At 70.4% G+C, this 11944-nt stretch carries 9 protein-coding genes; 8 read left to right on the forward strand and 1 reads right to left on the reverse strand.

Features of this window, described 5'->3' with window-relative positions; translation table 11 throughout:
• Positions 1–625: 625 nt before the first annotated feature.
• The gene (locus Ade02nite_RS47545; RefSeq protein ID WP_203778051.1) at positions 626–1843 is read left to right on the forward strand and encodes an alpha/beta hydrolase; all 1218 of its coding nucleotides are present in this window, start codon (positions 626–628) and stop codon (positions 1841–1843) included.
• Positions 1844–1891: 48 nt separating this feature from the next.
• Complete coding sequence (locus Ade02nite_RS47550; protein ID WP_203778052.1) at positions 1892–2533, forward strand: CGNR zinc finger domain-containing protein; 642 nt, start codon at positions 1892–1894, stop codon at positions 2531–2533.
• Positions 2534–2566: 33 nt separating this feature from the next.
• Here the strand turns inward: Ade02nite_RS47550 and Ade02nite_RS47555 are convergent, their stop codons facing one another.
• Entirely contained in the window at positions 2567–3580 is a 1014-nt protein-coding gene (locus Ade02nite_RS47555) for a LacI family DNA-binding transcriptional regulator (RefSeq protein ID WP_203778053.1), read from the reverse strand.
• Between the two features lie 277 nt (positions 3581–3857).
• Here Ade02nite_RS47555 and Ade02nite_RS47560 point away from each other — a divergent pair, with 277 nt between their 5' ends.
• From Ade02nite_RS47560 to Ade02nite_RS47590, 6 genes are all read left to right on the forward strand, one after another.
• On the forward strand, positions 3858–5129 hold the full coding sequence (locus Ade02nite_RS47560; protein ID WP_203778054.1) for an ABC transporter substrate-binding protein: 1272 nt from the start codon (positions 3858–3860) through the stop codon (positions 5127–5129).
• 60 nt (positions 5130–5189) lie between these two features.
• On the forward strand, positions 5190–6122 hold the full coding sequence (locus tag Ade02nite_RS47565; RefSeq protein WP_203778055.1) for a carbohydrate ABC transporter permease: 933 nt from the start codon (positions 5190–5192) through the stop codon (positions 6120–6122).
• Between the two features lie 2 nt (positions 6123–6124).
• On the forward strand, positions 6125–7021 hold the full coding sequence (locus tag Ade02nite_RS47570) for a carbohydrate ABC transporter permease (RefSeq protein WP_379038567.1): 897 nt from the start codon (positions 6125–6127) through the stop codon (positions 7019–7021).
• Positions 7018–8388 carry a GH1 family beta-glucosidase gene (locus tag Ade02nite_RS47575; RefSeq protein WP_203778056.1) on the forward strand — a complete coding sequence of 457 codons (1371 nt, stop codon included), beginning with the start codon at positions 7018–7020 and terminating at the stop codon, positions 8386–8388. The genes Ade02nite_RS47570 and Ade02nite_RS47575 overlap by 4 nt, the downstream gene beginning before the upstream one ends.
• Before the next feature lie 664 nt (positions 8389–9052).
• Positions 9053–9832, forward strand: coding sequence for an SDR family NAD(P)-dependent oxidoreductase (locus Ade02nite_RS47585; protein ID WP_203778057.1), 780 nt, complete (start codon positions 9053–9055; stop codon positions 9830–9832).
• A gap of 264 nt (positions 9833–10096) precedes the next feature.
• A complete protein-coding gene (locus Ade02nite_RS47590; protein WP_203778058.1) occupies positions 10097–11848 on the forward strand; it encodes a tannase/feruloyl esterase family alpha/beta hydrolase in 1752 nt (583 codons plus the stop codon).
• Positions 11849–11944: the final 96 nt, after the last annotated feature.

Below are 11944 nucleotides of genomic sequence, written 5' to 3' on the forward strand. Positions count from 1 at the left end.
CGGCGGCCGCCACCGCGGCCGCGACCACAGTCCGCATTCCCAACGACCGTCTACGACGTGTACCGCCGAGGTGGACTGAGGAGCTATCCGCCACCATGGCCCGTCCCTTCTCACATTCGCGCCCGGGTCGCGGTCGTGGGGCACACCGGCAGGCGGAGACCGCTCGTACGCCAAGAGAGATGCCGATGCGGCGATGACCCGAGCAAGACATGGATGAGTCTCGATGCTCGAAATGCTAGGTGCGGTGGTCGTACGCGAACAATAGGTTTCGGAGATGTTTCGGAAGTTTCTCTCGACAAAAAGGACTTGAGGGAAGAAGCTGCATCTCGTCTGCACAATGTTGCGGCTGCTCATGCGCAAGGTCTCGCAAACAGGCTGCGAGCGGTCGTATCGCAGGTTCTGAAATATTCCGGAAGTTGTTCGGAAAGTTGTTATGGCCGTTCCCGCTGGCCGGTCCCGTAGGGGAGCCGGGTGGTCGCCCCGGCGCCAGGAACCGCCGCAGCATCGAACCGCGATACCGGAGAGCTACTCCGAATGTGGCTCCGCGGTGTGACGCGGGTGAGCCGTCGCGGCCCCTAACGTCGGGCTCCGTTCTCGAGTCCTCGTCTTGCGGCAGGAGTCCGACATGAGCACCGACGTCCACGCCCCTTCCGGATCCGGCAGCCCGCCCGAGAGGCCCGCCGGTTGGCCGCGCCGGATCGCGCGGGCGGCCGTCGCCGTCGTCGCCTCGCTGGTGGCCGTCCTGGCCGCGGCCATCGTCGCCGGTGCCTGGTTCCCCGCGATTCCGAAGGCCGGGATCGCCGGGCCGGTCCTCGCCGGCCAGTGGCCGTTCCATGTCGCGCTTCTCGCCCTGACCGGTACGGCGCTTGCGGTGATCGCCCGGCAGGCCGGTCTGCTCCGCTGGGGCCGCATCCTCATCGTCGTCACCGCCGTCAGCGCCGCGGCCGCGCTGCTGATCGCCGGACTCCAGATCCGCGACGCCGTCCGGGCGGGCGCCGAGCTCTCGGTCGCCGAGATCTTCACCGAGCTCGCCTATCCCGGCGTCACCCCCGACGAGTCCGCCGTCTACGCCACCCCCGCCGGGCAGCCGCTTCTCGTCGACGCCTACCTCCCCGAGGTGGCGCCCGGCGTCACCACACCCGCCGTCGTCCTCGCCCATGCCGGTGGCTTCCGCACCTTCGACAGGAGCGACCTGCGGGGTACGGCACGCTGGCTGGCCGATCACGGGGTAGCCGCCTACGCCGTCGACTATCGCCTGGCCACCGCCACCACGCCGACCTGGGACAAGGCCCCGCAGGACCTGGTGTGCGCCCTCGCCTGGGTGCACGCCGCCGCGGCCCGCCACCACGTCGACCCGTCCCGGGTCTCCCTCGGCGGCATGTCCGCCGGAGGCATCCTCGCCCTGAACGTCGCCTACCGCCTCGCCGACCGGACCATCGCGTCCCCGTGCGGGCCGACTCCACCGGCGCCGGCCTCGACCGTCGGCCTCTACACCGGCGGGGACGTCAGCCAGATGTGGCACGCCGACGTCGACGGCAGCCGGGAGGCCGCCACCTGGTTCACCGGAGGCAGTCCCGCGGATCGGCCGGACCGCTACCGCGAGGTTTCCCCGAGCGCCCACATCGGCCCCGGTCTCATGCCGACGATGCTGCTTGTCGGCGACCGCGACCGCAGCGTCACCACGTCGACCGTCAACGACTTCGGCGCCGCGCTGTCCCGCGGCGGCGCGGAGGTCGAGATCCACACGCTGGCGTTCGGGGTGCATGCCTTCGACGACGCCTATGGCAGCGTCGTCGCTCAGACCAGCCGCAAGCTGCTGCTCGATTTCCTCACCACACCGTGACCCGGCCGGCGGCGGCAAGGCGCCGGCGCAGGCCGGGCAGGCCGTCAGTTGAGGGAGCAGGCCGGCGCCTCGCGCAAGTGCCCTCGTGAGGGGCGGCCCTGCTCCAGGTGTGTCGCGAGCCGATGCAGCGCTTCCGCGGCCAGCAGCCGGAGACCGCTGGACGGCCGCGCGACCGCGCGCCCGGTCGATTACCTGCACAGCTATGCCGACCTGGTGCGCTGGGCCCGGCACGCCGATCTGGTCGATGCGGCCACCGCTGTGCGGCTCGACGGTGGCGACTCGGCCCTGCGCACCGCGGTGGAGCTGCGCGAGGCGATCTTTCAGGTCTTCTCGGCCATCGGCCGTGGCGACGCTGTCCCGGCGGCCTCCCTGGCCGTGGTGCAAGCCCGGTACGCCGAGGCGGCGGCCGCCGGGCATCTCGTCTCAAGGGGATCCGGCTTCGTCTGGGATTTCGACGGCTCTGCGCCCGGGCGAGCCTGGTGGCCCTTGGCGATCTCCGCCGTTGAGCTGCTGACCCACGGGCCGTTGGAGCGAGTCAAGGTCTGCGCGCTGCAAACGAGCTGCATCGGACTGTTCCTGGACACCACGAAGAACCGTAGCCGCCGGTGGTGCACTACCGAGGGCTGCTGCCTGGATGCCAAGCTGGAGCGGCAAGCCGCGAGACGCAAAGCCGCACGAGCCGCCGGATGACGTGTGGGGGCCGGAAGCCGGCGAGCCGGCCGCTCAGGTCGAGCCGCGGAGGATCAGCGTGGTGGGCAGCGTCGTCGGTTCCGGTGGGGTCGCCGTGCCGGCGAGCATGGCCATGAGGGACTCCGCGGCCGCTGTGCCGAAGCCGGTCTTGTCCTGCGTGACGGTGGTCAGGCCGGGCGGGACCAGCGCGGCCACCTCGATGTCGTCGAAGCCGATGACGGCGACGTCGTCGGGGACGCGCAGGCCGGCCTCACGGATCGCCTTGATCGCGCCGACCGCCATCTCGTCGCCGGCGGCGAACACGGCGGTCGGGCGGGGGTCGCGCTCGAGCAGCCGCGTCATGGCGGCGTGCCCGCTGTCCAGATAGAAGTCGCCGGTCACGACGTCGCCATCGGCCAGGGGGATCCCTGCCTCGGTGAGCGCCTCCCGGAAGCCGGCCAGGCGTTGCGCGGCCGGCCAGTTGCCGGCCGGGCCGGTGATGGTGGCGATGTGCCGGTGGCCGCGTTCGATCAGGTGTGCCGCGGCCAGCCGGCCGCCTCCGGCGTTGTCGGAGGTGATGTAGGTGCAGGTCGGCCCGGTGAAGCGCAGGTCGAGGGCGACGCAGGGCACCTCGGCGTCGGCCAGGGCCAGCACCGCGGGGTCCCGGCTGCCGTTGTCGATGATGACCACGCCGTCGACGTTGTGGCGCTGGACGGCGCGCAGGAAACGCCGCGGGTCGCCGGGGCCGGCGCCCGGGTCGGGAGCGAGCATGAGCAGGTGCAGGCCGTGCGCGCTGAGCGCGCCCTTCAGCGCGACCAGGATGTCCTGCAGGAACGGATGCCGCCAGCCGGGGCGGCGGTGGTCGGTGTCCCACACGAGGCCGACCATGTTGGACTTCTTGGTCGCGAGGGTGCGGGCCGACTCGTTCGGCAGATACCCGATCTCGGCGGCCATGCCGAGGACGAGCTGGCGCGTCTGCTGGCTGACCACCTCCGGAGTGTTGAAGACGCGGGAGACGGTGGCGACGGAGACGCCGCACCGGCGTGCCAATTCTCTGATGCTGGACACGGCGAACACCCTAATGTAACCGGTTTCAAGACCGTAACAGCCCCGTGTCGCACGGGTCAACACAGTGGATCGCGTTACCGTTTCGTGACTTGACGGCAGCGGCACCGATCGATGCAGACTCTTGGCTCAAGGGGCGACACCCACCCTCCTCGAAGCGTTTCTCCGGCCGCATCCATGTCGGCTCTCTCTCGACTCAGCTCGTTCGAAACTCCAGTTCTGCGGCGTGTAACCGGTTTCATGTAACCGATTACATCAGATGAAAAGGGGAGAAATTTCCATGCTCTTGTCTCGATCCGTGCGGGCCCTGACCGCGGCGGCGGCCGCCGCGGTGATGCTGACCGCCTGCGGCTCCGGGAGCGATGAAGGCGGCGCCGGCGACGGTGGCAACGTCACGCTCAACGTCAACCTGTTCGGCAACTTCGGTTACGAGGAGCTGTACCGGGAGTACGAGAAGGCGAACCCCAACGTCAAGATCAAGGAGAGCACGGCCGCCTACAACGATCACCACCGCAACCTCGCCACGCACCTCGCCACCGGGTCGGGCGCCGGCGACATCGAGGGCGTCGACACCGGCTTCATCGCGCAGATGCGCGAGGTCGGCAAGCAGTTCACCGACCTCGGCACCGAGCGCCAGGCGGAGTACCTGCCCTGGAAGTGGCAGGCGTCGCTGACCAAGGACGGCCAGCAGATCGGGTACGGCACCGACGTCGGCGGCCTGGCCATCTGCTACCGGCGCGACCTGTTCCAGAAGGCCGGCCTGCCCACCGACCGCGACGAGGTCTCCGCGTCATGGGCGAGCGGCTGGGACAAGTACATCGAGCAGGGGCAGAAGTACGCCGAGAAGGCGCCGGCCGGCACCGCGTTCTTCGACGGCGCGGGCGCGCTGTACAACGCCGTCATCGGGCAGGCACCGGTGGGCTTCTACAGCGAGGACAACACCATCGTCGTCGGCAGCAACCCCGAGGTGCGCAAGGCCTGGGACCTGGTCGTCAAGGCGGTGCAGAGCAACCTCTCGGCCAAGCTGCTCGAGAGCTCCCCGGAGTGGAACAACGGCTTCGCCAAGGGCCAGTTCGCGACCATCGCCTGCCCCGCCTGGATGATGGCCAAGATCAAGGACCAGTCCAAGAACGCGGCCGGCAAGTGGGACGTGGCGGCCGTGCCCGGCGGCGGCGGCAACTGGGGCGGCTCGTACCTGACCGTGCCCAAGCAGGGCAAGCACGTCGAGGAGGCGAAGAAGCTCGCCGCCTGGCTCACCGCGCCCGAGCAGCAGGCGAAGGTCTTCACCTCGAAGGGGCTGCTGCCCTCCATCCCGGCGCTGTACGACAAGCCGGAGATCGCGCAGTACAAGGACCCGTTCTTCAACGACGCGCCGGTCGGCAAGATCTTCACGACGGCCGCGAAGGAGCTGAAGCCGCAGTACCAGGGCCCGCGCACCGGTGACATCCAGACCACCATCCGCGACGGCCTGGTGCGCGTCGAGCAGGGCAAGCAGAGCTCCGACGAGTCCTGGCAGCAGACGGTCAGCGACGTCGATCGCCTCGCCAAGTAGCCCACCCGCACGGCCGGCGGTCCTCGGATCGCCGGCCGCCCCGGCGACGAAGGATCGACCATGGCCATCCCCGCGCTGACCGCCCGCCGGGCGAGACTGAACCGGCTCGACACCAAAGGCTCGCCCTACCTGTACGTACTCCCGTTCTTCGTGCTCTTCGGCGCCTTCGGGCTCTTCCCGCTGATCTACACCGGATACGTCTCGTTCAACGACTGGAACCTTCTCGATGCCGGCTCGCACGAATGGGTCGGCCTGGCCAACTACCGCGAGCTGGTGCGGGATCCGTACTTCTGGAACGCGCTCGGCAACACGCTGAGCATCTGGGTGCTGTCCACGGTGCCGCAGCTGCTCGCCGCGCTCTGGATCGCGCACCTGCTCAACCACAAGCTGCGGGCCCGCACCAGCCTGCGCATGGGTGTGCTGCTGCCCAACATCACGTCCATCGTCGCGGTGACGATCGTCTTCACCCAGCTCTTCGGCCGCGACTTCGGCATGGTGAACTGGCTGCTCGGCGTCGTCGGCATCGGCCCGATCGACTGGCAGGCCGACACGTGGAGCTCCCACCTGGCCATCTCGATCATCGTGGCCTGGCGCTGGACCGGCTACAACGCGCTCATCTACCTCGCCTCCATGCAGGCCGTTCCCCATGACCTGTACGAGGCCGCCGAGCTCGACGGCGCGTCGTCGGCGCAGCAGTTCTGGAAGATCACGGTGCCGATGCTGCGTCCGACGATCATCTTCACCGCGGTGATCTCGACGATCGGCGGCCTGCAGATCATCGCCGAGCCGCTGCTGTTCGCCGGCAGCTCGACGCCCACGGGCGGCTCCGACCGGCAGTTCCAGACGGCCGCGCTGTTCATGTACGAGCAGGGTTTCCGCGAGTTCCGGTTCGGCTACGCCTCCGCGATCGCCTGGACGCTCTGCCTCGTCATCGCCGTCTTCGCGATCGCCAACTACCTGATCACCCGGCGCATCGCCAACGACGAGGAGTAGTCGTGACCGTTCTCGCCGACCCACCGTCCACCCGCGCCGAGACACCGGCGCCGCAAAGCCGGGCACGCCGCCGCGGTTTCGGCTATCCGCGCAGGGCCTCGGTCTGGACCTACGCCGCCCTGCTCGCGGTCGTGGCCGGATCGGTCTTCCCGCTCTACTGGTCGCTGGTCGTGTCGTCACAGACCAGCGACGCCGTCGCCCAGGTGCCGCCGGTCCTCATCCCGGGCGGGCACCTGTTCGACAACATCGCGCGGGTCTTCGACTCCACCGATTTCGCCGAGGCGCTGCTCAACTCGTTCATCGTCAGCGGCTCGGTGACGATCTCCGTGGTCTTCTTCTCGACGCTGGCCGGCTTCGCGTTCGCCAAGCTGCGCTTCCGCGGCCGCAAGGTGCTGCTCGTCGTCGCCATCGGCACGTCGGTGGTGCCGCAGCAGCTCGGCATCATCCCGCTCTACCTGCTGATGGCCGAGCTCGGCTGGACCGACCGGCTCGCCGCCGTGATCGTCCCCGGCCTGGTCACCGCGTTCGGCGTCTTCTTCATGACGCAGTATCTCGGGCGAGCGGTGCCCGACGAGCTGCTGGAGGCCGGCCGGATCGACGGCTGCAGCACGTTCGGCCTGTTCTGGCACGTCGTCCTGCCCGCGGCGCGTCCCGCGGCCGCGGTGCTCGGCCTGTTCACCTTCATGCAGGCGTGGAACGACTTCTTCTGGCCGCTGGTCGTGCTGCAGGACAACGCCACGGTCCAGGTCGCGCTCTCCTCGCTCGCCAGCGGCTACACCACCGACTACACCCTCACCCTCACCGGCACGCTGCTGGCCACCGTGCCGATCCTGGTGATCTTCATGGTTCTCGGCCGGCAGATCGTCGGCGGCATCATGCAAGGAGCGATCAAAGGATGACCGACTCGGAACTGCCGCGGATGCCGGCCGGCTTCCTCTGGGGCGCCGCCACGGCGGCGTACCAGATCGAAGGGGCGGTGGCCGAGGACGGCCGTGGCGACTCGATCTGGGACACGTTCAGCCGGCGCTCGGGCGCCGTCGCCGACGGGAGCTCCGGGGCGGTGGCCTGCGACAGTTACCACCGGTGGCGCGACGACGTGGACCTGCTCGACGGCCTGGGCGCGGGCGCCTACCGATTCTCGATCGCCTGGCCGCGGATCGTGCCGTCGGGCGACGGCGAGGTGAACAAGCCGGGCCTGGACTACTACGACCGGCTCGTCGACGCCCTGTGCGAGCGCGGCATCCGGCCGTTCGTCACGCTCTACCACTGGGACCTGCCGCAGGCCCTCGAGGACCGGGGTGGCTGGCGGGCGCGTGACACGGCGGAGCGCTTCGCCGAGTACGCCTCGGTGGCCGCCGGGCGGCTCGGCGACCGGGTGGGCGACTGGATCACGCTGAACGAGCCGTACTGCTCGTCGATCGTCGGCTATGCCGAGGGCCGGCACGCCCCGGGCGCCACCGAGGGCCACGGCGCGCTCGCGGCCGCCCACCACCTGCTGGTCGGGCACGGGTTGGCGGTCGCGGCGGTCCGGGCCGCCTGCCCGGGCGCCCGGGTGGGCATCACCCTCAACCTGTCCCCGGCCGTGCCGGCGACGAGCAGCGAGGCGGACCGGGACGCCGCGCGGCGGATGGACCTGCTGGTCAACCGGCAGTTCACCGACCCAGTGCTGGGCGGCGCCTACCCGGACGGGTTCGACCGGCTGTACGCCGGGGTGAGCGACCTGTCGTTCCGGCGCGCCGGCGATCTCGCGCTCATCGGCGCCCCGCTGGACTTCCTCGGCGTCAACTACTACTACCGGATCCACGCCGCCGCCGCGCCGTACGAGCAGCCCGATCCGGCGCTGCGCACCGCCTGCGACATCGGCGTACGCTCCGTGCCGCGCGAGGGGGTACCGGTCACCGACCTGGGCTGGCCGATCGAGCCGCGGGGCCTGACCGACACGCTGACCGGTCTCGCCGGCCGCTTCCCGGGCCTGCCCCCGATCTACGTCACCGAGAACGGTGTCGCCGAGGTGCGCGAAGATCCCGGCGCGGACCCGGACCGCATCCGATTCATCGCCACGCACGTGGCCGCCGCCGCCGAGGCCGGCGTGGATCTGCGCGGCTACTTCTACTGGTCGCTCATCGACAACTTCGAGTGGGCCCGGGGGTACGGTCCGCGCTTCGGCCTGGCGCACGTGGACTATCCGACCGGGAACCGCACACCGCGGGCCAGCTACCACTGGCTGCGGGACCAGCTGGCCCGGCAGCACGCCACCACCGTGTGACGACGCGACCGGCGGGCGGCCGAGCACTCGATCGCTCGCCGGCCGCCTGCACCCAGCTACGCCTGGCCCGCCCCCTTGTGTCAGCTACCGGTGGGCGAGGGTCGTCGATGCGTAAGACCGTCCGGGCGTGGGCGCGACCGCGTTGATGGCCGGGTACGCCCGCGCCCAGGAAAGCCGCCGGCGAGACGCGATTTTCCACGACCGCTGGGCCGAGACCAGCATCGACGTGGCGACCGGCCACCGGGAGGGCTCGCCGCCGGGCTGGACGCCCGGGCGTACCGCCTCGGCCTGCCCGGCGACAGCGTCGTGTTCGAAGTCGACAGTCCCGAGGTGCTCGCCTTCAAGGAAACCGTGGTCGCCGCCGTCAACGAGGACCCGTCCTGCCGGACCGGCAGTCGAACCATCAGCATGGCTGCGCCGCGGCGGCTGGAAAGCCGGCGTCACCGACGTAGCCGAGCAGATCACCCAGCTCGGCCGGCCGGCCCCCGTGATGATCAGCTCCGCCGCCGACGCCATCCGAGTCTGGCTGTTCTCCGGGACGCTGACCGGATCGTGACAGTCGGCGGGCAACGGAAGGGTGCCCAGGCGCTTCTCTGCCCGGGCGTGGTCCGGTGGCCGGACCGCCGCGTTGGCGTGTCCCCTGAACGCCACGCACGCTCACCGAATGACCTTCACCCAGCACACCGAGGAATCCGGATCGAACGGGGCCGTGCTCGTCACCGGAGGCACCAGCGGAATCGGACTGGCGGTCGCCGAGGCGGTGGCCCGTGCCGGGCGGCCTGTGGTGGTCACCGGGCGCTCGGCAGAGCGTTGCCGCGAGGCGGGGCACCAACTCCAGCAGACGTACGGGCGAGAGCAGTTGGCGCTCGTCGCGGACACCACCGACCCTGATGCGCTGGCGGAAGCCGTGAGCCTGGCCGCGGACCGGTGGGGCCCGGTCACCGGGCTGGTGACGGCGGCCGGCCGCCTGGCCCGCGGCTCGGTGCTCGCCATGACGCCCGACGACTTCCGCGCCGCCCTCGACACCAACGTCATCGGCACCTGGCTGGCGATCCGCGCCGTCCTGCCCGGCATGCTCGACGCCGGATTCGGGCGTATCGTCACGATCGGCTCCGTGCTCGGCTCGACCGGGGCTGCCGAGCGGGCCGGCTACGCCGCCACCAAGGGCGCGGTCGCCGCGCTGACCAGGTCGGCCGCCCTGGAGGTCGCCGGGACCGGCGTCACCGTGAACTGCGTCGCTCCCGGCCCCGTGCGCAGCCCCATGAACGAGAGCGCGGCCGAGACCGACGCCGCCGCCCAGGCCGCTTTCACGGCCAAGATGCCGCTGGGCCGCTGGGGCCGGCCGGAGGAGATCGCCCATGCGGTGCTTCCCCTCCTCGCCGCCGGCTCGTCGTTCACCACCGGCTCGGTGGTGCACGTGGACGGCGGCTACACCGCTCAGTGACAGATCTCCGGAGCCTGGCGGCAGCGCCGCCGGAGGGGGGCGTTCGGCGGCGCTGCCGGGCTCCGGTCGGGGCATTTGACGGACCGCAGGGATCCGGTCCGCCAGGGGGTTCGCCGCCAAGGACAAACGATTTCTTAGGTCTATCGGCAACACCGCGCCCATTTGTGACGACGGTTCGGTGAGCGGAACCGAAGGTTTTGACGGCACTCCGGCCTGCCCGACTATTCCCCGAGATCGATGTTTCAACTGTTACCAGGAGGTCAGTTGTCACTCTTCACGCGGGGCCCCGAGCGGCGCCGAACCCTCGCCGCCGTCGTCAACGTTCTCGTACTGGTGGCGGGCCTTGCCGCCGCGTCCACGGCGCAGGCTTCGCCGCGCCCGCTGAACGCCCCGGCCCAGGCCGCTGTGACGCTCCCGGCGATCACCTGCGCACAAGCCGCGCGGCTGGATCTGACCGGTGTTCCCGAGGCGCCGGCGGCGGTGACCTCGGCGACCGTCGTCTCCGCCGCCGGCAACGCCCTCGGCCAATGGGAGGCGTGCCACGTCAAGGGACTCATCGCACCGCAGATCCAATTCAGTTTGATGCTGCCCACGCAGACGTGGGCAGGCCGCTACCTGCAGACCGGCTGCGGCGGCTTCTGTGGCAGCGTCAACTTCGACCCTCAGGCGGCCTACGGCTGCGCGCCGCTCACCAACGGCACGTTCGCGGTGGCCGCCGACAACGAGGGGCACTACGGAGCCGGCTTCACCGACGGGCTTTTCGGCGCCGACCCCCAACTGCGGGTCGACTTCGGCTACCGCTCGCAGCACCTGACCTCCCTGGTGGCCAAGGAGATCGTCAAGCGCTTCTACGGCCGGGCCGCGTCGTACTCGTACTTCACGGGATGTTCGGAGGGCGGCGATCAGGCGATGACCGAGGCGCAGCGCTATCCCGAGGACTTCGACGGCATCGTCGCCGGCGCTCCCGCGTCGAACATGACCGCGCTCGCCATCTGGGACCAGGGCTGGAACGCCAAGGCGGTCCGGGGCGCCGACGGGAAACCGACCCTCGCCCTGAACGATCTCACGCCACTGCACACGGCCGTCGTCAACGCGTGTGACACCCTGGACGGCACCAAGGACGGGTTGATCAGCGACTCGCAGAGCTGCACGTTCGATCCGAAGAGCATCGCCTGCCCGGCCACCGGGGCCGGCACGTCCGGCTTCTGCCTCACCCCGGTTCAAGTCGAGACCGTACGCAAGATCTACGGTGGCGCGCGGGACACCAAGAACCGGCTGATGTACCCGGGCGCCCAGCCCCGCGGTTCCGAGCTCGACTGGGCCGGCTGGCTCATCCCCGCCGTCGCCGCAGGGACGTCGAACCAGGAGGGCTTCGCCGTGAACACGGTGCGCTGGCTCGCCTACCCGCAGGTGCGGCCGTCGTTGACGCTGAACGACATCCAGTTCACCGAGAAGAGCTTCCGCGAGATCATGGGCCGCGTCTCGGGGATCTACGACTCCACCGACCCGGACCTGAGCGCGTTCCGCAAGCGCGGCGGCAAGCTGATCATGTGGCACGGTGAGGCCGACCCAGCGGTGCCCCCGGCCGGCACCATCGCGTACTACCAGGCGGTCATCAAGCAGATGGGCGGGCTGGCCCGCACGCAGGAGTTCGCCCGGCTGTTCATGTTGCCGGGCGTGGCCCACTGCTCCGGCGGCCAGGGACCCGACAAGTTCGACGCGCTCACCCCGGTCGTCGACTGGGTCGAGCGCGGCCAGGCGCCCACCAGCATGATCACCAGCAAGGTGGACGCCGCGGGATCGGTCACCGCCACCCGGCCGGTCTACCCGTGGCCGCTCATGGCCGTCAACACCACCGGTGGACCGGTCGGCCAGGCGTCGAGCTACACCGCGCAGCGCCGCAAGTCGGCGAGCCAGACCGTCAGCTGGCTGGGCGACTTCCGCCCGGGCTACGAGAAGACCTGTGGCTGGATCAACGGCAGGTGGGTCTGCCGCACCGGCAAGGTGGCGAGTTAGCGACGAGCGAGACCGGATCGCTCGCTGAGCCGGCGGCTACCGCCGGTCCGCGTGCGTGCCGCTGTCCGGCGGAGCCCGGTCCGGTGGGTGGTCCGG

It is taken from the genome of Paractinoplanes deccanensis, assembly GCF_016862115.1.
In the GTDB taxonomy this organism is placed as follows: Bacteria; Actinomycetota; Actinomycetes; order Mycobacteriales; family Micromonosporaceae; genus Actinoplanes; species Actinoplanes deccanensis.

Coding starts and splice junctions, on each gene's coding strand:
- Ade02nite_RS47585 (WP_203778057.1), top strand. CDS start 9,053: ATGACCTTCACCCAGCACACCGAGGAATCCGGATCGAACGGGGCCGTG.
- Ade02nite_RS47560 (WP_203778054.1), top strand. CDS start 3,858: ATGCTCTTGTCTCGATCCGTGCGGGCCCTGACCGCGGCGGCGGCCGCC.
- Ade02nite_RS47565 (WP_203778055.1), top strand. CDS start 5,190: ATGGCCATCCCCGCGCTGACCGCCCGCCGGGCGAGACTGAACCGGCTC.
- Ade02nite_RS47575 (WP_203778056.1), top strand. CDS start 7,018: ATGACCGACTCGGAACTGCCGCGGATGCCGGCCGGCTTCCTCTGGGGC.
- Ade02nite_RS47545 (WP_203778051.1), top strand. CDS start 626: ATGAGCACCGACGTCCACGCCCCTTCCGGATCCGGCAGCCCGCCCGAG.